This is a genomic window from Paenibacillus xylanivorans (assembly GCF_001280595.1).
GTDB classification, from domain to species: Bacteria; Bacillota; Bacilli; order Paenibacillales; family Paenibacillaceae; genus Paenibacillus; species Paenibacillus xylanivorans.
Genome location: NZ_LITU01000081.1, coordinates 1 through 24,736 on the forward strand (window position 1 = coordinate 1; position 24,736 = coordinate 24,736).

Genomic DNA, 24,736 nt, shown 5'->3' on the forward strand with positions numbered 1-24,736 from the left:
GTCCTTTACAAAGGGTACACTTTAAAAGGGGCCGGTCTTTTTTTATACCCGTAATTCGATGCTCCTATTATTGTAATCCATTTAGCGCGGTTCATTAGGAGAAAGGTGCGAGGAATGGGGTTATTTTCCTAAGGTCGTGTTATAATAGATACAGAATAGTACAGATGCATCTTCGGGGGTGGTACAGATGGACGGACAGGAAGAAAACGTGACGAAGCACGAACAGCTGCTTCAACATATTGAACAACTGAAGGTAGGCAGTAAAATATCGGTGCGCGGACTGGCAAGGGAGCTGGGCGTAAGTGAAGGGACGGCATATCGTGCAGTAAAAGAGGCAGAGAACTTCGGTTTAGTTGTGACCAAGGAACGAATTGGAACGGTGCGGATCGAGAAGAGACCTCGCGGCATGACCGAGCAGTTGACTTTTGCCGATGTGGTAACCATCGTCGAAGGTCATGTGCTGGGTGGAAGTGACGGTCTGGCCAAACCACTTCACAAGTACGTGATCGGTGCAATGAAAGAGCAGGCCATGGCCCGGTACATTGACGCGGGAAGTCTGTTGATTGTCGGCAACCGGGACAACGCACATTCCCTTGCCCTCGAACAGGGCGCCGGTGTGTTAATTACAGGTGGCTTTAGTACAAGTCGTGAAGTGAGAGTGATGGCTGATGAGCTGGGTCTGCCCATTATTTCCTCCAGACATGATACGTTTACGGTGGCTTCAATGATTAACCGTGCGATCTTCGATCGACTGATTAAGAAAAAAATCATGCTGGTTGAGGATATTATTGGTCAGAAACCCCGCCTTCAGGTGCTTAAGGTAACCAGTTCAGCCGCGGATTTTCACCTGCTGGTTTCTGAGACGGGCGAACATCGCTTCCCGGTAGTAGATGAATGGAACCGGGTAATCGGCATTGTAAGCCTGAAAGATGTAAGCGAGTTAAGAGAGGATCAGAGTATTGAGAAGTGTGTTGTACGCCGTCCGATCACAGCTTCGCTGCAAACCTCACTGGCTTCGGCTGCACAAATCATGACGTGGGAGGGCATTGACTTCCTGCCGATTGTAGATCGGAACCGTAAACTGATTGCATCCGTCACACGTAAGGAAGTACTGCAGGCGATGCGTGATGCACAGAAGCAGCCTCAGCTTGGAGAGACGTTTGATCATTTGATCTGGAACGGGTTCGCCGAGGAGCGCGGAGAGCAGAACGAATTGTTTTTCCACGGGTTTATCATTCCTCAGATGGCGACAGACCTCGGAACCATCTCGGAAGGCGTTCTGCTGAATGTGATGACACAGGCGGGACGGCGTGCAGCCTGGGACGTCACAGGAAATGACCATGTGGTGGATAATGTAACAACGTATTTTGTTCGTCCGGTACAGATTGAAGATCAGATTCTGGTTCGTCCAATAATTCTGGAGACGAGTCGTCGGACTTGCAAAATGGATATTGTTATTACCCGTGATGGGAATGTGGTATGCAAAGCGGTGATGACCCTGCAATCCATTGACCATGCCTAGAAAAGCGAGAGTTTCTGGATTCGAAAATATCATGAGTTCAGAAAAAAAGAGAGTATTCTCTATTTCGAAACAGTGCACTGTACCCCGATAAAAACGTGGTTCAGGCTTGTTCGATAGATGAGGATACTCTCTTTTTTGGCACAACGCATTGACAGCCCGCTAGAAGCATCAGGCAGATTGTCCGGATGTCTTGCCAGTTCCACCGTCTGCATGCTGCTGCAGTCGGGCATAGTAACTGCGGTTGCGTAACCCGGCGAACACATTGTACGCTCCCATAATCAGAAATAGCGCTTCCACAACGACGGATAACGTAGAACCGGTAAAGACAAACATTAGGATAAGGGCAAGAATAACCAGCATGCTGCCCATCCAGATGTTTGTCCATGAACGATAAAGACCTGTAGCGATGGGATCAGTGGCCCTGTGCGAACGAATGCTGTTCAGAGCTGAACAGACCATGGCCAGTGCAAAGATGGCGATCAGGGCATATTTGAGTACATCGATGAACACAAAGACGCAGCTCCTTTTCTGGAAAGCATTTACTGCCCTTATTGTACCATGCAGGCAGAGGGCAAGGGCAGTTTTTTTCTGGGGCTGTCATCCGCTTTCTATGCAGGAACGTGCATCCGAATCTGGACCCAAACTTGCAGAACACCTTCCATTACCAGCATCGTTTTAACCTGAACGGTATATTCCTTTTCTCTGACCGTGTACACTTTTTGATTCAGCATGATGCGCGTCATTTTGCTGTACTCGTCAATGTTGAAGACATCGCGGCCCCGGAGAACCTCAAGTTCATCCCCCAGTTTCTGCAACATCACTTTCAGTGAGGCCTCGTCCGGCCCCTTATCAGAATCTTCTGCGCGGACCTTGATTTCCTTGATGACGGTTTGGCGTTTACTATATTTTTTCAGCGTTTTAATATCCTCCTCATTCTGATGCAGCTGAAGCTGCAACTCCTGATTGTTGAGCCACAACTCGTTGTAACTCAGGTGAAATACACCGTTGTACACGACACAACCGACGATCATTCCCAGAACAAAGACAGCAGTCATGCGCATAAGCGGGCGGTAACGCGCAAAAGGCGGGATTCTCATGGGCGCTGTCCTGGAGTCATGTTAACCCCGTCCTCCACCGCAAACCCATTTCACCAGTTCAGTACCCATGTGGGCGCCCATAAATGCGGATATCAGGTACAAAATTTGTTTGACTGCCGGAGACAGATTGCCGTCCAGCACGTTGCTTTCGATCACCCGCATCGGATCGATTGTACCGCCAACGGCCGCTGCGAGCGCCCAAATTTTTATTTTGCCAGCGACATCAAGCATCGTCTGTGTCGGAGGCTGGAGAGAGACCACCGCTCCTATACCTCCAATCATCGCGCCGCCCAGCACGATCCCAAACGCAATGAAGAAATCAAGAATAGCTTTGGACAAAAATGTGCTCATCCGGCAACACCCCTTTCAGACCCAGCAGCACACCTCCTGTCTTCGGTCCGTAACAGGGGGAGCGGCTTGTACTTCTATTGTATGGGCGTGCCCCCGAACGTTATGATAAAATAGAATAATAAAGCACTCTTCATTAGGATGAATCCTTATATTTCATTCATTTCATTTATAGCAACATTTTGCATGAATACAGAAAGCGACTTTCGGTACGAACCGAAGGATGAAAAATACGGATAGAAGAAGATAGTGCAGCAACCAACTGATGCAAGACGTTTGCTGCGACTGTCCATGGCGAAAGGAAGAAAAAAACATGAGTTCTTTTGTGCATTTGCACGTTCACAGTGAATATAGTTTGCTGGACGGCGCTGCGCGTATACCGGATCTCGTGAATAAGGCCGCGGATCTCGGGATGACTACGCTGGCATTGACCGACCACGGTGTAATGTATGGCGCTATCCCTTTCTATAAAGCATGCGTCGAGCAGGGAATAAAGCCAATCATTGGATGTGAAGCTTATATGACCGCCGGGTCTCGCAAAGAGCGGGGAAGCCGCAAGGATCAGCCGATCCATCATCTGATTTTACTAGCCAAAAATATGACGGGTTATCGCAATCTGATGAAGCTATGCTCCATAGGACATTTGGAAGGCTTCCATTACAAACCACGTATTGATATGGAGAGTCTGGCCGCCCATCACGAGGGGATCATCTGTCTAAGTGCTTGTCTGGGGGGAGAGGTTCCCCAGCATCTGCTGCATGGACGAGAGGAAGAGGCGAAGCGTGCGGCGCTCCGTTATAAACATATTTTTGGTGCCGATTTCTATCTGGAGCTGCAGGATCACGGGTTATCTGAGCAAAAAAGAGTGAACCCGCAGCTAATTCGTCTGGCAGCAGAACTGGATATTCCGCTCGTGGCGACCAATGATGCGCACTACCTGTCCGAAGAGGACGCCGAGCTTCAGGATGTGTTGATCTGCATCGGAACAGGGAAAACGGTAGATGATGAGAACCGGCTGCGCATCGGGACCAACCAGCTTTATCTCAAGAGTGAGCAAGAAATGGCGCGTTTGTTCCCCCATGTGCCCGAGGCATTGGAGAATACGGTTCGCATCGCGGAGTCATGTGAGTTGCAGCTGGAATTCGGCAAATCCATTTTGCCGGAGTACAGACCGCTTCCTGAAGGGAAAAGCCCTTCTGACTATCTGCGTCAGTTGTGCGAAGAGGGAATGGAGAAGCGCTATACTGAAACATCGCGTTGGACGGACACGGAGCTCAGAGCCGAACTTGAACAGCGGCTGGATTATGAGCTCCGGGTTATAGACAGTATGGGATTCTCGGACTATTTCCTGATCGTATGGGACTTTATCGCTTATTCTCACAGGCAGGGAATTGTCACCGGACCGGGCCGTGGCTCCTCGGCAGGTAGTCTGGTTGCATATACCTTGCGTATTACAGACGTTGATCCTATGAAGTACAATCTGCTCTTCGAGCGGTTTTTGAATCCGGAACGGATCTCCATGCCGGATATTGATATCGACTTCAGTGATGAACGGCGGGACGAAGTTATTGAGTATGTTGCGAAAAAATACGGCAAAGCCCATGTTGCTCAAATCATTACCTTTGGTACGATGGCAGCCCGTGCAGCCGTTCGAGACGTCGGACGTGCACTAAATGTGCCTTACGGCGAGGTGGACAAGGCAGCGAAGCTGATTCCTGCACAGCTTGGTATTAACATTCAGCGGGCAATGGAAGCAACACCTGAACTAAAGGCTCTATATGAGACCAAGCCCAAAACACGTGAATTGCTCGACATGGCGATGAAAGTGGAGGGCATGCCTCGTCATGCTTCCACACATGCGGCGGGGGTTGTCATTTCCCGTGATCCGCTGACGGATGCCGTTCCGCTCCAGGAAGGCAGTGAGGGGACAGCCTTAACGCAATATTCCATGGAAAACCTCGAGTCTATTGGACTGCTCAAAATGGACTTCCTCGGTCTGCGTACTCTTTCGATAATTGAACGCTGTCTGCGCTGGATTGGGGAAAATGGCGAGATTCCAGATTTTCGTCATATTGCGGACGACGATGCACTCACGTATGAGATGCTTGGTCGAGGCGACACCATGGGAATATTCCAGCTTGAATCCGCAGGGGTGCGTCGTGTCCTGAAGGAGCTGAAACCAAGTGTATTTGAAGATATTATTTCCGTACTGGCCTTGTATCGTCCAGGCCCAATGGAATTCATATCCAAATACATTCAGGGCAAACATGGACAGATCGAAGTGGATTACCCCCATGCTGATCTGGAGTCCATCCTCAAGGATACGTATGGCATCATTGTATATCAGGAACAAATTATGCAAATTGCTTCCCGGATGGCGGGCTTTTCTCTCGGTGAAGCGGATTTGCTCCGCAGAGCGGTTTCCAAGAAGAAACGGGAAGTACTGGATCTTGAACGTGGACATTTTGTTCAGGGCAGTCTTAAGCAAGGGTACAGCGAAGCGGAGGCAGACCTGGTCTATGACATGATCGTCAAGTTTGCCAACTACGGTTTCCCGCGCGCCCATGCCGCAGCGTATGGCGTGCTGGCTTTCCAGACGGCTTATCTCAAAGCACATTATCCCATTCATTTTATGGCATCGATGTTAACAGCCGTAATGGGCAGTCACCGCAAAGTAGCAGAGTACGTTGTGGAATGTCGGCGTATGGATATTAATGTACTTCCACCGGATGTGAATGAGAGTGGCATTCTGTTTACCCCTGTGCTTGCATCATCCAGCAGTACGGAGGCTGGAGAATCGGTGGAAACCCAACGTGTAGGGGGAGAACATGGTGAGGACGGTGCAGCAAGTCCGACTATGGGACATGCCGTACATGATGATGATCATTATTCGGGACACGAGGAATATGGTGAAGCACCTTTGCCGGATGACCCGGGTCCCGCACCGGACGAAGATGGTGGTGCATATGAGTGGCAGGCAGAGACGTCTATGCCAGAGCACTCCGAGGATCGAACTGGTTCGGGTGTGATGACGGTTTCTACAGCAGAACGCCTGCATGGGACTGGGGAAGAGGAGTCATCGCACGCTGAAGAGCGTGGAATGTCTGCTGTACAGGTGCAAGATGGATCGCCGGATCACAATTCGAATGCAGGTAAAGCAACCGGGGCGATACGTTTCGGTCTGGCTGCGGTGAAAAATGTAGGTACCCAGGCGATGGAGAGTATCATGATTGTACGGCAGGAAAGACCATTCGATAGTTTGCTCGATTTTTGTCGACGTGTCGATTTGCGTGTATGCAACAAACGTGTGATTGAATCGCTTATTCAAGCGGGAGCGTTTGACACATTGCCTGGGCACCGTGCCCAATTACTGGCGATGCTGGATGAGACCGTGGAAGCGGCTCTGAAATGGCGCAAGGAACGCGAGGATCTGCAAATTCAATTGTTTGATTTTGTCGAGACGCCAAACTGGGAGATTGAATATCCTGAAATTCCGCCTTATTCCGGAAGTCAACAGTTGGAGCTGGAGCGTGAATTATTAGGTTTGTATCTCTCTGGTCATCCATTGGATGACTACGAAGATGTGCTCGAATCTAGCGGCGCAGATCGCATTATGGAGCTGACGGAAGCGGTTGACGATACAATGGCCGTCGCAGCCGGGATGGTTGTGTCTGTGAAGTCGATTACGACGAAACAGGGCAAGGCTATGGCGTTCATGGAGCTGGAAGACCAGATCGAACGCTGTGAAGTGGTTCTCTTTCCCGAAGTATGGCGGCGCAGCCAGCAGCATGTCGGGAAAGGTGAACTGCTCGTCGTGCGTGCCAAGGTGCAGCAGCAGGACGAAGGGTTTAAGCTGCTGGCTGAGGAAGTGGCGCCGCTGTCACCGGCGGCACTGGAACAGCAGCTGCGCAGCCGCGAACGGCGCGGCAAGCCCGGCAGCGGCAGCACTTCGCGCCCGGCGGCTCAGCCACGGCAGGCGTCCGGCGCGGGAGCCGGAGCGCAGCGCAGCAGCGCAGGCGTGAATGCTGGAGCTGCGCGCAGCAGCGGAAGCCAGGGCCCGGCAGCGACGCACGGCGCTGCGGGTGGGCCTGGGGCGGCGGCCAATGCCAATGGGGCCGCTTCCGTGGCTCGTCGGCCCGCTGAGGCCGCTGGCGGTGCAGAGCAGAGCCGTGGCCCGCGGGTGGTGGAGCAGCGGGTGTTCGTGAAGATCACCCCGCAGGCGGAGAAACCAGAGCTTTTGGCCCGACTCAAGCAATTGCTTCAGCAGCATTCGGGTCCGGTAGCGACGGTGCTATTCTATGAACAGCAACAGAAGCTGCTCGCATTGAGTGATGCCTATCGGATTAAACCTTCGCCCTCTTTGTTCTCCGAAATGGAGAAGATGCTGGGTGAGGGCACGGTCAAAATAAAATAATAGGGTCTCGGGCCATGCTCAAGACTTTAGGACACCCTCATATTCCCAATGATAAAACCTGTTCGGACAACTGCCGAGCAGGTTTTTTGTATTTATTTTACCAATTTCATCAGGTATACAGGCGAAGGAGATAATGAACGCACGCAAGAATGTAATATGTGAATCTTTTTACATAATTTATAGGATAAGCAGACTGCCACAGCGAATGTGCATTCCGCATTTTTTATGAACATTTTGCGAGTTTGCCGCATACACTTGAGAACACCGAAGGACCTGGGGGTCCTCGGGGGAGCGATGCGGGAGGTCGAGATATGTCATATGAAATCGTAGAAGCCATGCTGGCCCGGCGGGGTGTACAGATTGATGCAATCGCGGAAATTGTATATCGTCTGCAAAAAGGGTACCACCCGGAACTGACTATGGATGACTGTGTCACCAGTGTGAAATCAGTACTGCAGAAACGTGAGGTGCAATATACGTTGTACACAGGTATAGCCCTCGACGAGCTTGCTGAGAAACGCCTTTTGCCGCAACCATTGCAGGCGATTATGGAGGCGGATGAATCCCTGTATGGAGTGGACGAGACTCTTGCTCTTGGCATTACCCATGTGTATGGTATGATCGGTTTAACCAGTTTTGGTTATCTGGATAAAGAAAAGATTGGTGTCATTCATGATCTGAACGAAGCAGGACCTGCTATACATGTTTTTCTGGACGACCTGGTTGCCGGGCTAGCCGCAGCCGCTTCTGCCCGAATTGCTCACAAAAATATTAAAGCCAAGAAATATCCATCGGATATCTGATTTCCTTCATCTGTGTTCTCATTCATTTGTGTATTTGCTGTCTTTTGTTTGTTCAATTGATGGTCATCCAGGGCGGCTATCGCTGCCCTGAGGGGCCAGAAATTTCTTTTTGAGAAGGAAAGTCCTAGGAACATTGCATCAACCATATCGGTTATCCTCGCGGGACAAATGTCCCTCTAGTTCTCGTTTTCTCCCCAAAGGTCCCGAACCCTTCCTTGCAGAAAAAAAGTGAGGTATGTTATCATTAGTCCAATATACGGGCTCTGAACATTAGCTTAGGGGGCGGACATGGCATGTGGACGGTGATTTACATTGCACCGACAGCAAAGGTTGCGGACAAGATTAAGACCAAGCTTTCGGAAGAAGGTTTTCTGGTACAGACCCGTCCCATCAGTTTATCCAAGCAGCAATTTGAGATTCGCGTCCCTTCAGGGGAATTGGAAGAGGTTCAGGAAGTGCTGAATTCGATTCTGCATTCCTGATTCATTCGATATCAGACGTGCCTTGGCAGATGAAGAAGTACCAATGGTACATAAGGGACTGACCGCGTAAGCGGAATGAGGAATCGACTTGCATGTATTGTATGCTGCTGTCCTTCCTTCTTTTTTTGTTAGGACAAGGACTGACCAGATTGCTCCCAGAGACCCTACCAAGACAGATTCAAACATCAGCGCAACAATCTTTCGGTTATTGCAGGTAACATCAATCGTGCTGACAGAAGCCGCTGATCCTTGCCTTATACCGGCGGATTTTTTTGTTGTGAATGCTGGACAAGGCCCATGGCAGCGTATGGGTCGTAAGCGGTTTACCGCAGCGCGCGGATGAAGTTGCTACATGCAACGGACTGCAGGTTGCGGCCATCAAATCAACGGCTGGAGAGGTGTAGTTGTGTTCAAAGATATATTCCAAAAAAAACGGAAGTACGCCACCATACCTTCCGAGCGTGCGCTTCGTGGCGAAGGTCAGGAAGCTGGAGAACGTCCAAAACGGGAAATACCTGAAGGGCTTATGAACAAGTGCAGCAAATGCGGCACGATTCAATATAGCAAGGAATTGGAAAAAAACCTGAAAGTATGTCCGGCCTGCGGTTACCATATGCGTTTGAACGCAATGGAACGCATTGCCATGGTTTTAGATGAGCAAGGGTTTGTGGAGCATGACGCTGATATGATATCGGTTGATCCGCTTGACTTCCCTGGATATAGCAACAAACTGGAACAACAGCGCCTGAAGTCAGGGCTGAAGGAAGCTGTCATTACGGGTGAGGGAACCATAGAAGGTTTGCCTGTGGTTGTTGCTGTCATGAGCTTCGACTTCTTCACCGGTAGTATGGGTTCGGTTGTAGGGGAGAAAATTACCCGTGCGATTGAGCATGCAACAGAGAAACGCTTGCCTTTGATCATTTTCTCAACATCTGGGGGTGCCCGGATGCAAGAGAGTATTCTTAGCCTTATGCAAATGGCAAAAACAAGCGCGGCTTTGTCCCGTTTGGATGAACAGGGCGGGTTGTATATTTCGGTCATCACTGATCCGACGACAGGTGGAGTTTCGGCCAGTTTTGCGAGCCTTGGTGATATCATTATTGCCGAGCCGGGAGCTGTATTTGGCTTCGCCGGTAGAATCGTCATTGAGCAAACAATCCGTCAGAAACTGCCTGATGATTTCCAGACGGCAGAATTTAATTTGCAGCACGGCCAGCTGGACATGGTGGTCCATCGCAAAGAACTTCGAGCCACCCTTGGCAAGCTTCTAGACATGCATAGTGAAAAAGGAGGGGTCTAAATGGCGGGTGAGTTGCCATATGAAGCGCCTCTGGTTGAGATGCGCAAAAAGATCGAAGAGCTCGTACAGTTTGGACAGGAAAAAGGCATCGACTTCACCGACGAAATTGCCCGCCTGGAAGAACGTTATCATAGACTCGAAGAAGAGATTTATACCGGCATAACGGCCGCACAGAAAATGCATCTGGCGCGGCATCAGCAGCGTCCGACGGCACTGGATCTGATTCAGCTGATATTTACGGATTTCATTGAGTTGCACGGTGACCGCATGTTCGGAGATGATCTGGCGGTTATTGGCGGACTGGCGAAGCTGGACGGACAAACAGTAACGGTCATAGGCCAACAGCGGGGGAAAGATACGAAGGATAATATCGCCCGCTTTTTTGGGAGCGCACATCCGGAAGGATTCCGAAAAGGGCTGCGTCTGATGAAGCAAGCGAACAAATTTGGTCGTCCAATTATTACATTCGTTGATACTAAAGGGGCATATCCGGGTAATACTGCTGAAGAGAGAGGTCAATCGGAAGCTATTGCCCGTAACCTGCTGGAAATGGCGAAGCTCTCGGTGCCTGTAATTATAGTGGTCATCGGCGAAGGTGGAAGCGGCGGGGCCTTAGCTATGGCTGTGGGGAATCGTGTGTTGATGCTGGAGCATGCGATTTACTCTGCGATCTCTCCGAACGGTGCTGCATCCATTCTTTGGAAAGATGCATCCAAGGCAGATCAGGCGGCCGAAGCGATGAAAATAACGGCCAAAGACCTTCTGGAGATGGAGGTCATTGAAGAAATAATCCCTGAGCCACGCGGCGGTGCTCATCGCGATTATGAAGAATCTGCGGCTGCAATCAGCGAGGCTTTGGTTCGTCATCTGGACGAGATGAAAGGCTGGAGTGGTGACCAATTGAAACAGGATCGGTATGAGAAATTCCGTAAAATTGGATCAGTCACGTTTGAACCTGAAGTGCAGATAGAAGCCCCTCAAGTGCCTGTCGAAGTCGATACAGCAGGTAATTTGTCGGGAAATGCAGAATGATGTGACGAATTTCCTATACAAATGAGCAAAAGTATAGTAAATTTAATAGTTGGAAAAAGAAAAAGAGATAAAAAGATAGACCTTTAAAATCGGAGGAAACCCAAAATGCGCAAAACAAAGATTGTATGTACGATTGGTCCATCCAGTGAATCATTGGAGAATACCAAAAAATTGATTATGGCCGGTATGAATGTGGCCCGTTTGAACTTCTCCCACGGTGATTTCGATGAGCACGGCGGACGGATCACAGCAATTCGCCAAGCATGCGAAGAGCTGAACAAGACAGTAGCGATCTTGCTGGACACCAAAGGACCGGAAATTCGGACAGGTAAACTCGAAGTGGAGCCGATCGAACTGGTTCAAGACGAGTACATCACTTTGACAACAGAAGAAATTCTGGGCACCAAAGAACGTCTTTCCATTACGTATACAGATCTTCCGAGTGATGTTGAACCGGGATCTACAATTCTGATCGACGACGGTCTGATCGGACTGACTGTGGTGGAAGTGCAAGGCACCGAGATCAAATGCCGTATCGTTAACGGCGGTACGATCAAAAGCAAAAAAGGTGGTAACGTTCCGGGCGTTGCCATTTCTCTGCCGGGTATTACCGAAAAAGATGCCAACGATATCGTATTCGGTATCGAGCAAGGTGTCGATTTCATCGCGGCTTCTTTTGTTCGTAAAGCAAGTGACGTTCTTGAGATTCGTGAATTGCTTGAGAAGCACAATGCCGGACATATCCAAATCATCTCCAAAATTGAGAACCAACAAGGTGTGGACAACCTGGATGAAATCCTTGAAGTGTCCGATGGCCTGATGGTTGCTCGTGGAGACCTGGGTGTAGAGATTCCTGCGGAAGAAGTGCCATTGGTACAAAAACGCATGATCGAAAAATGTAACGTTGCAGGCAAACCAGTTATCACAGCTACACAAATGCTGGATTCCATGCAGCGCAACCCGCGTCCAACGCGTGCAGAAGCAAGTGACGTGGCTAATGCGATCTTCGACGGTACAGATGCAATCATGTTGTCTGGTGAGACAGCTGCTGGTAAATACCCAGTTGAATCCGTTCTGACAATGTCCCGTATTGCCGAAAAAGCAGAATCCGCTCTGCCTTACCAAGAGCTGTATCTGAAACAACGTGTTGCTCAACAAACAACAGTTACTGAAGCAATCAGCCAATCTGTTGCCCTGTCAGCTCAAGATCTGAACGCTAAAGCGATCATTACTTCAACTGAATCCGGTCATACAGCACGCATGATTTCTAAATATCGTCCAGAATCTCCAATCATCGCGGTGACAACGGAAGACAGAACTTCCCGTCGTCTTTGCTTGGCTTGGGGTGTAACACCAGTCAAAGGAAGACTTGTTGATTCCACTGACGCTTTGTTTGAAAATGCAATTGAAGGTGGCGTGAAGTCCGGACTTGTAAAAGAAGGAGACCTGGTTGTCATTACAGCGGGTGTACCTTTGGGTCGTTCCGGTTCCACCAACCTGATCAAAGTAAGCCAAATTCCAAACAACGCATAATTGTTTGGACGAGAAGCAACAGGAATGAAGCAATGGGGCGTTTGCGTCCCGTTGCTTTTTTTCCATCTTTTTTGACACTTTAGCATAGCTGGATACGTAAGAAATGGTATATCGAAGGAGGCCGGTAACATGCAACAACAAAGCAATGGTGATTGGTACTCGGCACGCCTTCGCGTGCGTTATCAAGAAAGTGATCAGATGGGTGTGGTCTATCACGCCAACTATTTGAATTGGTTTGAAATCGGTCGAACCGAGATGATTCGCCAAATGGGGTATACATATCGTAAAATGGAGGAACAGGGGTTACTGCTTCCGGTAACCGGATTGGATGTGAAATATCATAAACCTGCCCGGTATGATGATGACATCATCATTTTCACCCGTATTGCTGCATTTAGCGGTCTGCGACTGAACTATGACTATGACATAAGGCGCATGACTCCAGACCTTAATGAGCAGATAGGCATCGGGCAACGAGTATGGTCATCGGATGAGTCCCTTCCTGGTGAACGATTGGTTACAGGCTCTACCCAGCATGTATGGGTCAATGGGGACTGGAAGCCAGTCAGGCTGGATAAGGCAGCTTCTGATCTCTACAGCGCGCTTGAGAAAGTGTGTCTTTCAGGAAAGGGGTAATACGTAAATGCGAAGATGGATGTGGGCCTTTCTATTAATCATTCCGGTGATTGAACTGTTTGGTTTCATTCTTATGAGTGACTGGATTGGAGCCGGAAAGACATTGCTTCTCATGATTCTCACGTCCTTGATCGGTATAGCAATGTTGCAGTTTGAAGGACGAAAAGTACTTATCGATGCCAAATCCGAGATGGAGCGCGGTAAGGTGCCCGGAAGGAAAATGGTAGATGGCCTTTTTATTTTTGTCGGTGGTTTCCTGCTGCTGATTCCGGGATTTATCACAGATCTGATCGGATTTACACTGTTGTTTCCAGTAACACGTTCAGTGTACCGTCTATTCTTCCTGGGCTGGCTGGAGAAAAAAATGAGAAACGGAAGTATTAAGTTTTATCGCGGTCCGAAACAATAGGATATATCAGAATCAGTTAAAGAAAGGCACAGCTCATCAGATTCAGTCTGATGAGCTGTGCCTTTTTTAATCTTGATTATATGCGGATGACAGAAAACAGAAATCATGAATTCATCGGACACGCCCGTTAATAATGTACGTTCGGAGATCACGGAAGACGTTCGCTCGATTAAATGCATCAAGAATAACGAGACTAACAGGGCCGATGATCAAACCGAGTACACCGAACAGTTTCAGTCCGACAAACATGCCAACCAGCGTGGCGAGAGGGTCCAATCCAACACTGCTGGCAAGCACCTTGGGTTCAATGATTTGGCGGGCAATCAGCACAATGAGATATACAATGCTGATGCCGATCCCCAGGTAAAGGTCTCCATTCATAAGCAGGTATGCCGCCCAGGGAACCATCACCAGACCAACACCGAGATAAGGGAGCAGATCCACCAGACCGATGAGCAAAGCGATCGTGAAGGCAGACTTAACCTGTAGCACAAGCAATCCGATCATGACAAATAATGCGGTGATGGAGATCATGATCAACTGGGCCCGTGCATAACCGAACAATGCTTTTTTCAGATCATTCCATATGTCACTAATCGGCTTGCGAACGGAAGAGGGCACCCAGCCCGATACGGTAATACTATGTCTGTTCCAACTTTTGCTAATAAAGAAAGCTGACAGTAGAACAACAATAAGTACTGCCCCCATATTGGGTAGAGAAGTAAGCAGGTTCAGGATCATATTGAAGAATCCGGTGACCAGATCCGTTACAGCTGTACCTACCGTTTCGGTTGTTTTGCTAATATTGCTGTTGATAGTTTCCTGATAGTTGGGATTTTCCTTGTAAAATTCATTAATCTGTCCAATTAAACTCTGAATCGTGTCATTCTGGGTCCAGCGGACGAACGTAGCCTTAATCTCATCGACATGAAGATCGAAGCTCGTCGTTAGTGAAATGACTTCTTTTACCATACGGGTTACAGCTGCGGACAATACGACCACAATGGCCCCGAAATAAATGATTAGTGACAAGGTCACAGCTAGCCAGCGAGGAAATCGGGCCTTGTATTGAAGTAACTTCACCAGAGGGTTCATCGCATAAGCAATAATCCAGGCAATGGCAAAAGGATATAACAGCGGGAACAGCAGGTATATGGCAACGGCTATGAGGATGGTCGCGATAATAACCCATAAGCCGCGCAGCAGGCGTTTCATTATGATTCTATCCAAGCATCAACTCTCCTTATTCCATTTCAAGCTATCCAGAAAGAAGGCGCAGGAAGCTATCTAGTTAATATAGAGCAAATACACTGATTTGAAACGCCAGGATGTGGTCGAATTATATCTTTTCTTTTGCCTAGAGTATGCCTGATGTTCACAAAATATAGCAATAGAAACTTGATTAATAGCATGGATTTATATAAAAAGAATAAAATGTCAACCTTGTTTTTGTAAAGGTTTTCAAAAATGCTTTATCAGACCGATAAAGAAGTTTGATGTGCGGATGACCTCGCATCATGTTCACATAAACGACAAAATCCAGTATGATGAGAAAAGGAAATACCGATTGACAGATATGAAAATCGGATTTTGAGGTATTTATTAATTTTAAAATGTAAATGGTTACAAAAGAAGGACGAGTGCGTTTGAAGCACGTAGATGACACTCTGGATGGGTTCTTGATTTCGTTTATTAAAGGAGAGATGTAATATGACAGCTACCAAAGGTCTGGAAGGCATCGTTGCAACAACCTCTTCGATCAGCTCCATTGTAGACGGTGTGCTTACATACCGTGGTTACGATATTGACGATCTGGCTGAACATGCAAGCTTTGAAGAAGTTGCCTATTTGCTGTGGTTTGGTAAATTGCCAACTACGGATGAACTGAAATCCCTTCGCAAAAGCCTGAGCGATTACGCGCCGATTCCGAGCGAGTTGATTGCACAAATCCAATTGTATCCGAAAGACATGAGTACCATGGCAGCACTGCGTTCCGCGGTATCCGCACTGGCTCTGTACGATGAGCAGGCTGATGAGATGACAGCGGAAGCGAATGAGAACAAAGCGGTTAAGCTGCAAGCGCAATTACCAACCATTGTGGCAGCCATAGCCCGTATCCGTCAGGGCAAAGAACCTGTGGCTCCAAAAGAAGGCGCTTCCATCGCAGAAAACTTTTTATATATGATGACTGGAGAACAACCAGAAGAGACTGCTGTTAAAGCCCTTGATCAGGCGCTTGTCCTGCATGCGGATCACGAGTTGAACGCTTCTACATTCGCAGCACGTGTAACCGTAGCTACGCTTTCCGACATCTATTCGGGAGTAACTTCTGCGATTGGTGCATTGAAGGGACCGTTGCATGGCGGTGCGAACGAAGCCGTTATGAAAATGCTGAATGAGATTGGTACACCTGATCGTCTGGAGGCGGCTATTCAAGAAAAATTGAACAACCGTGAGAAGATCATGGGCTTTGGACACCGTGTATACAAAAATGGAGACCCACGTGCCAAACATCTGCAAAAGATGTCCAAGGAACTGGGCGAAATGAACAACGATACACGCCTGTATGATATGTCAGTGAAGATCGAAGAGCTGGTGACAGGGCAAAAAGGCTTGAAGCCAAATGTAGATTTCTATTCTGCTTCCGTCTATACCCAATTGGGTATTGAAGAGGTACTGTTTACACCGATCTTTGCGATTAGCCGGGTATCAGGTTGGACTGCTCATATTCTGGAACAGCTTGCGGATAACCGTATTATTCGCCCGCGTGCCGAGTACACAGGCCCAACAGATCAGAAGTACGTTTCGATTGAACTTCGCTAATGCCATCAAAACCAGTATAATAAACAAGGACGGGGTGAAGGGGTGAAACCTGTCGGCTAAAAACTAGCCGTATGTTCATAACCCTTCCTCCAAATAAGACAAGCGGTGTGTTACCACACTGCACATACGAATCTCAAGGAGGAATTATACTAATGAAATTAGAAAAATTTGCTCACCCAACTGAAGGCGAAAAAATTCAAATTGATAACGGTACACTTCAAGTACCTTATAACCCAATCATTCCATTTATTGAAGGTGACGGTACAGGCCGTGATATCTGGAAAGCTTCCAAGCGTGTATTGGATGCAGCTGTTGAAAAAGCATATGACGGCAGCAAAAAGATCGCATGGTATGAAGTGTTTGCTGGCCAAAAAGCATTCGATACATACGGGGAGTGGCTGCCAAACGACACGCTTGAAGCCATTCGCGAGTATATCGTAGCAATCAAAGGACCACTGACTACGCCAATCGGTGGCGGAATTCGTTCCCTGAACGTAGCACTTCGTCAAGAGCTGGATCTGTACACATGCTTGCGTCCTGTTCGTTATTTCGATGGTGTACCTTCTCCGGTTAAACGTCCTGAACTGGTAGACATGGTCATTTTCCGCGAAAATACAGAAGATATCTATGCGGGTATTGAATACGCAGAAGGTTCCGAAGAAGTGAAAAAAGTAATCCAGTTCCTGCAACAGGAGATGGGTGCAAACAAAATCCGTTTCCCTGAAACTTCCGGTATTGGTATCAAGCCAGTATCCTCTGAAGGTTCCAAACGTTTGGTACGTGCAGCAGTACAATATGCCATCGATCACAACCGTAAGAGCGTTACCTTGGTACACAAAGGCAATATCATGAAATTTACTGAAGGTGCCTTCAAAAACTGGGGTTATGAAGTTGCTGAAGATGAGTTCGCTGACAAAGTGTTCACTTGGGCACAATACGATATTATCAAGGAAAAAGACGGTACGGATGCAGCAAATGCAGCTCAAAAAGCAGCTGAAGATGCTGGCAAAATCATCGTGAAAGATGCGATTGCCGATATCGCTCTGCAACAAGTACTGACTCGTCCAGGCGAGTTCGATGTAATCGCAACGTTGAACTTGAACGGTGACTATCTGTCCGATGCACTGGCTGCACAAGTTGGCGGAATTGGTATCGCTCCAGGAGCGAACATCAACTATGTAACAGGACATGCTATCTTCGAAGCTACTCATGGTACTGCACCTAAGTATGCAGACAAAGACGTCGTGAACCCTGGTTCCGTTATTCTGTCCGGCGTTATGTTGCTTGAGCACTTGGGATGGCAAGAAGCGGCTAACCTGATCTACAAAGGTATGGAAACATCCATCAACAACAAAACAGTTACTTATGACTTTGCACGTCTGATGGACGGCGCTACTGAAGTGAAATGTTCTGAATTTGCTGATCAAATCATTAAAAACCTGTAAGGGGAGATGTGAATCGTGACTATTCAGCGCAAAAAAATCACAGTAGTCGGCGCCGGATTTACCGGAGCTACAACGGCTTTGATGCTTGCCCAAAAAGAACTCGGGGATGTTATTCTGGTTGATATTCCACAATTGGAAAACCCGACTAAAGGTAAAGCGCTCGACATGATGGAAGCGAGTCCTGTTCAGGGCTTCGACAGCAATATCGTCGGTACTTCCAACTACGAGGATACTGCAGGTTCGGAGATCGTTATTATTACGGCAGGTATTGCCCGTAAACCGGGTATGAGCCGTGATGATCTGGTCAACACGAATGCAGGAATCGTAAAGTCCGTTTGTGAAAATGTGAAAAAATATTGCCCTGATTCCATCGTCATTATTCTAAGCAACCCGGTAGATGCAATGACATATGCGGCTTATCAGACGCTTGGTTTCCCTAAAAACCGCGTAATCGGTCAGTCCGGTGTCCTGGATACTGCACGTTATTGCACATTCATTGCACAAGAGCTGAATGTATCGGTTGAAGATGTACGTGGATTCGTTCTTGGCGGCCACGGAGACGATATGGTACCACTCGTTCGTTATTCTAGCGTTGGTGGTATTCCAATTGATACTCTCATCCCAGCAGAGCGTATCGAGTCCATCGTACAACGCACACGTGTTGGCGGCGGTGAGATCGTTAACCTGCTTGGAAACGGCAGCGCATATTATGCACCAGCAGCTTCATTGGTGCAAATGACCGAAGCCATTTTGAAAGACAAAAAACGAATTATTCCGGTTATTGCTTACCTTGAAGGGGAATATGGCTACAATGACTTGTTCCTTGGTGTACCAACCATTCTGGGTGGTAACGGAATCGAAAAAATCTTTGAACTGGAACTGACTGCTGAAGAAAAAGCGGGACTCGACAAATCTGCGGATTCGGTTCGTAACGTCATTTCAGTAGTTAACCTGTAAGTTTGAAAACTTTTTGACAGGAACAGAAAGAAAACCTTCGGATCATCCGGAGGTTTTCTTTTCTTTGGATAAGTTCCCCAGTATAATGAGATGTGATGTATAACACACTGAACTGAAATTTTGAGGAGGATGGACATTTTGACTATGATTATGTATTTGCTTCATATTATTGGAGCACTGGCGATGGGATTCTATCTGATCTTGCCATTCGTGGTTGGCAAAATCCGTACCCTGAGTACTGCGGCCCAAGAAGGAGCATTTGCATCACTCCGTTCATTGAACCGTATAGCACAGTACGGACTTGTGATTCAGCTTCTTACGGGTGGTTATTTAATGACCAAGGGTGAGTATTCCTATCTGTGGATGGGCGTGGTAGTCGTTCTGTTGCTGGCTATTGCAGCAATCGGTGGCATTATGGGTAAACCGTTACGCTTGGCAGCAGAGGCTGTGAAAAGCAATCGTGACGTCAGTGCAGAACAAAGTAAGATTCGTACGTTCAGCACATTGCTTGCCGTATTCCTGCTCATTATGGTGTATCTGATGGTGAACAACCAGGTTATCTAAAAACAGTGCGAACGAATTTTATTTGCGAGCTGAACTTAAAGCGTTTGAACTTCAAACGCTGGGACAAGCTGAATAAAGTAAGGTCTTGAAACGTAGTGAAATAGACAGCCCAGAGGCTGTCTATTTTTTTTCACCCGGTCTGGGATAATGTCTGATATCCAGCAAGGTGTATAGTACTGACTAACGGCATAAATGGCGACGTAGTATACTTTACATTTTAGTTAACCCAGACTCACAGCATGGGCAAATACGGTGTTACGACCGTTGCGCTTGGACTCATATAGTGCCGTATCGGCATCGCGCAGCAAGGATTCCAGAGAGTCAGACCCTCCATTATATTGTGCCACTCCGAAGCTTGAAGTCAGTGGAATACGAGTACCTTGCACGTCTAACGGATCATTCAACAAAGCCACGCGTAACTTCTCAGCGAGCTGCTCACCATCTTGGAGGGATGCATGAGGAACCGCGATGACAAACTCTTCTCCTCCATACCGTGCAAACAGCATCTCCGAGTTCAGAAAACGATTACATACAGAGACTACATGAATGATGGCCTGATCGCCAACGTCATGTCCATAGGTGTCATTAATTCGTTTGAAATGATCAATATCAAATAAAATAAAGGCTGCAGGCCGTAGATTAAGCTGAGCGTCACTCAGTATCTCTCGTCCTCTAAGCAGGAACTGCGTACGGTTATATATTTTGGTAAGACCATCGAAGTAAGCCAGTTGCTTCAATTGTTCTTGCAGGAAACGTTGTTCTGTAATATCAATCAGCATAATGAGAGTGCCAACGGCCTGTCCTTCTTTGTTATAAACATAAGATGTTCTGACCTGGTAACAGACGGTCTCTCCGTTTAACTGCCAGTATAAATCAGTTTGCAGACCTTCCCGGCCATACTCTACCGGAAAAGTCTCTCCCGCAAGAGATAGCCAAATATCGTTCAAATATTGACCCACCATGCTCAAATCAAGCTCAGGCAGCATATTACGTAGAGATTTGTTGTAATCGACGAGACGATTGGAGCTATCCAGCACGATAACGCCTTCACGCATGCTCTCAAAGATACTATCCTTGGCAATAGGTACGATGGTTAGGAGACGAGAGGATAGAATAGCCCATATATACATTGCAGATGTAATACACATAAGTACCGGAACGGGGTCCATTCCACCTGGTGTCAGACCAAGCAAGTACACGAAGGCTGCTACCATGGGAATAATCTGTGAAGTAATCAGAGTGAGTAGCTGACGACGATACATCTTTTTGGTATGTCGCCATTGTCCGATGAGAATAAGGCAGGCACATAATAGACAGGAAAAGGTGAAAGCACCATGAACGACGTACCATTGCCCTATGGCAATATCCATTAGAGGGACGGAACTGTCTTCTCTTAGCCATACTCTTTTATAGAAAAGATGATGAAAATCATTGGTTGCCACCATGAACAAGGTAATGGAAGGAATCACAAACAGTGTCGCAGTCCATTTTTTGGATAACGTTCTACCTGTGTATTGTATCATGAGCAACAGCCCGAGAGAGGCGGAGAAAGGCATGCCGATGTATTCTACGGTCGTCCAGAATTTCATCTGCTCCAGGGTGCTGCTGGCGAGTTCAATCGCGTATCCGAAGGTGTACACAGACAGAGCTGCCGTATAGAGAATAAATATTTTCGAACTGGGGATTTCAGCTCTTCTAATATAAGTATATAAACACAGAAAAACATTCAGCACAGCTGAAGTCGCTACAAGTGTTATATAAGAATTAATGTGTGATTCCATGGGTTAGGTCTCCATATTAGATCAGAATATTTGCTTGATTGGGAAGTATGACAGCTTCATTCAAACTGGATTAAAGTTGTTTAAAAGCTTATCTGTATACTGTACATTGTACATCAGCCCATACGGCATAGGAATACAATTTGGACGTTGAAACAGTCCAATTTCGAAAAAAATTCGAATGTTTGGCATAATAGGTCAAATCCAATTTGGCTTTATCTCAAATGACAGCATGTTTGCCAGAGAAGGAAAAGAAACGACATTACAATAATGGAATTTTTCTGTTTGACCTCTAAAAGGGAGTGGTAAGTAAGTATCGAGACGAAAGACAGCGACTTTGGAGCATGTCGGTTGGAAAAGGGAATAATCTGTACTGTTCATGCCATCCTACAGAACGAGACTAGATAAGGAATTCCATTTTGAGAGGAGAAATGTAAGATGTCAACCAATAACCAAAACAAAAAGACGATGCCTGCCCAACATCAGGATCAGCGCCCCGGTATCGAATCGGAGATGAACCCCAAACCAGAGTTTGAGAAACCTCAATATAAAGCAGCCGGCAAGTTGTTGGATAAGGTTGCATTGATTACAGGTGGAGACAGTGGAATTGGACGAGCGGTTGCCGTTACATATGCGAAGGAAGGCGCGGATGTAGCGATTGTATACCTGAATGAGCATAATGATGCAGCAGAGACAAAGCGTCAGGTCGAACAGGAAGGACGCAAATGCATATTGATTGCCGGTGACATTGGTGACGATGCTTTTGCCAAGAGCACAGTGCAGCAGACGGTGGATCAACTGGACAAACTGGATATTGTCGTGAATAATGCAGCCGAGCAGCATCCCCAGCAGCAACTGGAGGATATTACACCAGAGCAGTTGGAGCGTACATTCCGTACAAATATTTTTGGCATGTTTTATATTACACAGGCTGCTCTGCCACATCTCAGGCAAGGCAGTACAATCATTAATACGACCTCCATTACCGCATATCGCGGAAATCCGACATTGATTGATTATTCATCTACCAAGGGAGCAATCACTTCATTTACACGCTCCTTGTCGATGAACGTTGTGGAGAAGGGAATTCGTGTGAATGCCGTTGCTCCAGGGCCTATTTGGACACCGCTCATACCATCCACGTTTGATGAGAAAAAGGTGAGTGAATTCGGGGCAACTCAGCCAATGAAACGTCCCGGGCAACCGAATGAACTGGCTCCAGCTTACGTGTATCTCGCTTCGGATGATTCTTCCTACGTGAGCGGTCAGGTTATGCACGTCAATGGCGGCGAAGTGGTGAATGGATAAGCGATCGACGAAGTGATCCAAATGAAGGCGTATCGTTCCAGCATGACTGGTCGGTACGTCTTTTTTTAATGAGCATATATCGGAATGGATATGATTTTGATCCGGTTTACAAAAGTCGGGATCGGCGTTGATACAACCATGATATTTTATCATTAGGCTTTCATGGAGTAGTCCTGTATCAACTCGCCGCTTAACTCTCTTATCAAAAATGGCAGGGTCCCCATGCTATCTGTGATATGATATAGACCGAACAAGTAAGCTTCGGAGGCGATCACATAAAGATTAGCAAACAAAATGCGGTATTTCTTGTCATTTTACAGCTACCACTCGTGGTGATCGAATAGAAATGGATATGTAATTATAATTTTATAATAAAGGAAGAGATAGATGAGACCGTTTCGAATTCGCCTTGCCATCATCATGATGGTGCTGATCGGTATTTCCGTCATTGTGGCTGGTTATACGATGGGCAGAGTTTTTAAGAATACTCACATTACCGCACTGGAGCAAACGATGGTGCGTGAGATCAACTTGCTGAAAGCAACATTCCCATTTCATGATGCGTCCGATCCAACAAATGCAGAGACACAGAAATATTACTCAGAACGTGCTGTCGAGCTGGATCGACTGACGGATTCACGGGTAACCTTTATTAATAAAGACGGAACGGTCATTGGCGACTCAGAGAGCGATCCCAATTCAATGGACAACCACTTGAACCGTCAGGAGATTAAAGAAGCGGTTGGGCAAAATTATGGTCAGTCGATTCGTTATAGTGCAACATTGGGGCAGGACATGCTGTATGTGGCGCTTCCTGTGAATTCGGATCAAAGTGACATGATTGAGTTACCCAATGGGAAATTTGATGGTTACATTCGGCTATCCATGAGTCTTGAAGCTGTAGATCAGGGTCTCCAGCAGGGCTGGATTTTGATGTTCTTCACCTTGGGCCTTCTGTTCCTGATTGTGGCATTGGTTAGTTATCGGGTTGCGCGGGGACTGACATCACCCATAGAGCATATAACAAAGGTGGCTCACCGGATAACCAAGCTGGATTATGATGCGAGAGTAGATGTAACCCGTAATGATGAGATTGGTCAACTGGGGCTTGCCATTAACGGAATGGCAGACAGCCTACAGATGCAGCTGAAGACGATCAGAGATAATGAAGCACTGCTGCAAAGCGTACTTGCCAACATGACAGGCGGCATTATCATGATTGATGCAGGTCAATCCATTGCACTGGTCAATCGGGAAGCGGAACGTATGCTTGGCATTCAGGCAGAGCGGGTTACTGGCAAACTATATATTGAATTGAAGCGGCATTATGAGCTGACGCGCACGATTGAAGAGAGTGTGGCATTGCGAGAACCGATGCATGAAGAAGTGAGTGTATTTAATCCGGTGGAAAAATTGATTCGTATTGATGGAGTACCGATGTCTGAAGATGATGGTGCTTATCGGGGGATGCTGTTCCTCCTGCAGGATGTAACGGCGATCCGCAGGCTGGAATCGATGCGCAGTGAGTTCGTAGCGAACGTATCTCATGAACTCAAGACGCCTGTGGCTGCTGTCAAAGGTTTTGCTGAAACGCTTCTTAGCGGCGGGGTACAGGACAAAGAGACGGAGCGTTCATTCCTGCAGATCATATATGATGAAGGTGACAGACTGAACCGATTAATCGGAGATATTCTGGAGTTGTCCAAAATTGAGTCCAAGCGGGCTCCGCTGCAGTGTTCACCTGTGCATGTGCATTCGTTCTTCGAGATGGTCCTGGGTACCTTGTCCAAGGTTGCTGAGAAGAAAGAGATTCGGCTAGAGATGAATGTCCCCGAAGAATTATATATTGAAGCTGATGAGGATAAAATGAAGCAGATCTTTATTAATCTTTTATCCAACGGCATCAACTACACTCCTGAGGGGGGACGGGTAAAATTACAAGTGACGGTTGAACATAATGAAGACGAAGAAGAAGTTGTATTTGCGGTGTCCGACACAGGAATTGGTATTCCGAAGAAAGATTTGCCGCGAATTTTTGAACGTTTCTATCGAGTCGACAAAGGCAGATCCCGTAATTCCGGAGGGACTGGACTTGGGCTTTCAATTGTGAAACATCTGGTTGAATTACACCATGGCAAACTGGCTGTAGAGAGCGAACTTGGCATGGGAACGTCGTTTCGTGTTATCCTTCCATTAATTCAGGATGAAGAGATCTAGTGCGATGGAAGTGAAATGTAAAAAGGTATATGCTGTTTTACACAGAGTTAACAATCAGGTGCTATGAT

The 24,736-nt window shown here is 47.3% G+C and carries 20 protein-coding genes; 15 read left to right on the top strand and 5 right to left on the bottom strand.

All coding sequences use genetic code 11. The features are described 5' to 3' along the window. Positions 1 to 187: 187 nt before the first annotated feature. Complete coding sequence (locus AMS66_RS25850) at positions 188 to 1,522, top strand: DRTGG domain-containing protein (RefSeq protein WP_053783530.1); 1,335 nt, start codon at positions 188 to 190, stop codon at positions 1,520 to 1,522. A 168-nt stretch (positions 1,523 to 1,690) separates the two neighbouring features. Here AMS66_RS25850 and AMS66_RS25855 read toward each other — a convergent pair whose 3' ends face one another. The 3 genes from AMS66_RS25855 to AMS66_RS25865 form a co-directional block, all read right to left on the bottom strand. Then, complete coding sequence (locus tag AMS66_RS25855; RefSeq protein ID WP_082350909.1) at positions 1,691 to 2,032, bottom strand: YtpI family protein; 342 nt, start codon at positions 2,030 to 2,032, stop codon at positions 1,691 to 1,693. 98 nt (positions 2,033 to 2,130) lie between these two features. Continuing rightward, positions 2,131 to 2,619, bottom strand: coding sequence for a hypothetical protein (locus tag AMS66_RS25860; RefSeq protein ID WP_053783531.1), 489 nt, complete (start codon positions 2,617 to 2,619; stop codon positions 2,131 to 2,133). A gap of 21 nt (positions 2,620 to 2,640) precedes the next feature. Then, positions 2,641 to 2,970: a YtrH family sporulation protein gene (locus tag AMS66_RS25865; RefSeq protein WP_024629128.1), complete on the bottom strand. Its 330-nt coding sequence runs from the start codon at positions 2,968 to 2,970 to the stop codon at positions 2,641 to 2,643. 310 nt (positions 2,971 to 3,280) lie between these two features. Here AMS66_RS25865 and AMS66_RS32515 point away from each other — a divergent pair, with 310 nt between their 5' ends. The 8 genes from AMS66_RS32515 (at position 3,281) to AMS66_RS25905 (ending at position 13,576) form a co-directional block, all read left to right on the top strand. Continuing rightward, the gene (locus tag AMS66_RS32515) at positions 3,281 to 7,381 is read left to right on the top strand and encodes a DNA polymerase III subunit alpha (protein WP_053783532.1); all 4,101 of its coding nucleotides are present in this window, start codon (positions 3,281 to 3,283) and stop codon (positions 7,379 to 7,381) included. A gap of 311 nt (positions 7,382 to 7,692) precedes the next feature. Beyond that, positions 7,693 to 8,184: a phosphatidylglycerophosphatase A family protein gene (locus AMS66_RS25875; RefSeq protein WP_024629130.1), complete on the top strand. Its 492-nt coding sequence runs from the start codon at positions 7,693 to 7,695 to the stop codon at positions 8,182 to 8,184. Between the two features lie 293 nt (positions 8,185 to 8,477). Then, the gene (locus tag AMS66_RS25880) at positions 8,478 to 8,666 is read left to right on the top strand and encodes a hypothetical protein (protein ID WP_017689496.1); all 189 of its coding nucleotides are present in this window, start codon (positions 8,478 to 8,480) and stop codon (positions 8,664 to 8,666) included. 406 nt (positions 8,667 to 9,072) lie between these two features. After that, positions 9,073 to 9,966, top strand: a complete 894-nt coding sequence (gene accD, locus AMS66_RS25885) for an acetyl-CoA carboxylase, carboxyltransferase subunit beta (protein ID WP_053783533.1) — start codon at positions 9,073 to 9,075, stop codon at positions 9,964 to 9,966. Continuing rightward, positions 9,967 to 10,998: an acetyl-CoA carboxylase carboxyltransferase subunit alpha gene (locus AMS66_RS25890; RefSeq protein ID WP_053783534.1), complete on the top strand. Its 1,032-nt coding sequence runs from the start codon at positions 9,967 to 9,969 to the stop codon at positions 10,996 to 10,998. Between the two features lie 105 nt (positions 10,999 to 11,103). Beyond that, positions 11,104 to 12,531: a pyruvate kinase gene (gene pyk / locus AMS66_RS25895; protein WP_053783535.1), complete on the top strand. Its 1,428-nt coding sequence runs from the start codon at positions 11,104 to 11,106 to the stop codon at positions 12,529 to 12,531. Between the two features lie 129 nt (positions 12,532 to 12,660). Further along, complete coding sequence (locus tag AMS66_RS25900) at positions 12,661 to 13,167, top strand: acyl-CoA thioesterase (RefSeq protein WP_053783536.1); 507 nt, start codon at positions 12,661 to 12,663, stop codon at positions 13,165 to 13,167. A gap of 7 nt (positions 13,168 to 13,174) precedes the next feature. Then, the gene (locus AMS66_RS25905) at positions 13,175 to 13,576 is read left to right on the top strand and encodes an FxsA family protein (RefSeq protein ID WP_053783537.1); all 402 of its coding nucleotides are present in this window, start codon (positions 13,175 to 13,177) and stop codon (positions 13,574 to 13,576) included. 111 nt (positions 13,577 to 13,687) lie between these two features. On the opposite strand, the gene ytvI is transcribed toward AMS66_RS25905, so the two are convergent. Further along, positions 13,688 to 14,806 (bottom strand): sporulation integral membrane protein YtvI, encoded by a 1,119-nt coding sequence (gene ytvI, locus AMS66_RS25910; protein WP_053783538.1) that lies wholly within the window; start codon positions 14,804 to 14,806, stop codon positions 13,688 to 13,690. 480 nt (positions 14,807 to 15,286) lie between these two features. Between ytvI and citZ the strand changes: the two genes are divergently transcribed. The 4 genes from citZ (at position 15,287) to AMS66_RS25930 (ending at position 19,365) form a co-directional block, all read left to right on the top strand. Next, on the top strand, positions 15,287 to 16,399 hold the full coding sequence (gene citZ, locus AMS66_RS25915; RefSeq protein WP_053783539.1) for a citrate synthase: 1,113 nt from the start codon (positions 15,287 to 15,289) through the stop codon (positions 16,397 to 16,399). Positions 16,400 to 16,551: 152 nt separating this feature from the next. After that, positions 16,552 to 17,844 (top strand): NADP-dependent isocitrate dehydrogenase, encoded by a 1,293-nt coding sequence (gene icd, locus AMS66_RS25920; protein ID WP_053783540.1) that lies wholly within the window; start codon positions 16,552 to 16,554, stop codon positions 17,842 to 17,844. 15 nt (positions 17,845 to 17,859) lie between these two features. After that, on the top strand, positions 17,860 to 18,801 hold the full coding sequence (mdh, locus tag AMS66_RS25925) for a malate dehydrogenase (protein ID WP_053783541.1): 942 nt from the start codon (positions 17,860 to 17,862) through the stop codon (positions 18,799 to 18,801). 138 nt (positions 18,802 to 18,939) lie between these two features. Continuing rightward, the gene (locus AMS66_RS25930; protein ID WP_144424611.1) at positions 18,940 to 19,365 is read left to right on the top strand and encodes a hypothetical protein; all 426 of its coding nucleotides are present in this window, start codon (positions 18,940 to 18,942) and stop codon (positions 19,363 to 19,365) included. Between the two features lie 221 nt (positions 19,366 to 19,586). On the opposite strand, the gene AMS66_RS25935 is transcribed toward AMS66_RS25930, so the two are convergent. Beyond that, positions 19,587 to 21,146 carry a histidine kinase N-terminal 7TM domain-containing diguanylate cyclase gene (locus AMS66_RS25935; RefSeq protein ID WP_053783543.1) on the bottom strand — a complete coding sequence of 520 codons (1,560 nt, stop codon included), beginning with the start codon at positions 21,144 to 21,146 and terminating at the stop codon, positions 19,587 to 19,589. A gap of 435 nt (positions 21,147 to 21,581) precedes the next feature. Between AMS66_RS25935 and AMS66_RS25940 the strand changes: the two genes are divergently transcribed. Next, positions 21,582 to 22,451 carry an SDR family oxidoreductase gene (locus AMS66_RS25940; RefSeq protein WP_053783544.1) on the top strand — a complete coding sequence of 290 codons (870 nt, stop codon included), beginning with the start codon at positions 21,582 to 21,584 and terminating at the stop codon, positions 22,449 to 22,451. 387 nt (positions 22,452 to 22,838) lie between these two features. Next, complete coding sequence (gene pnpS, locus AMS66_RS25945; RefSeq protein ID WP_053783545.1) at positions 22,839 to 24,668, top strand: two-component system histidine kinase PnpS; 1,830 nt, start codon at positions 22,839 to 22,841, stop codon at positions 24,666 to 24,668. Positions 24,669 to 24,736: the final 68 nt, after the last annotated feature.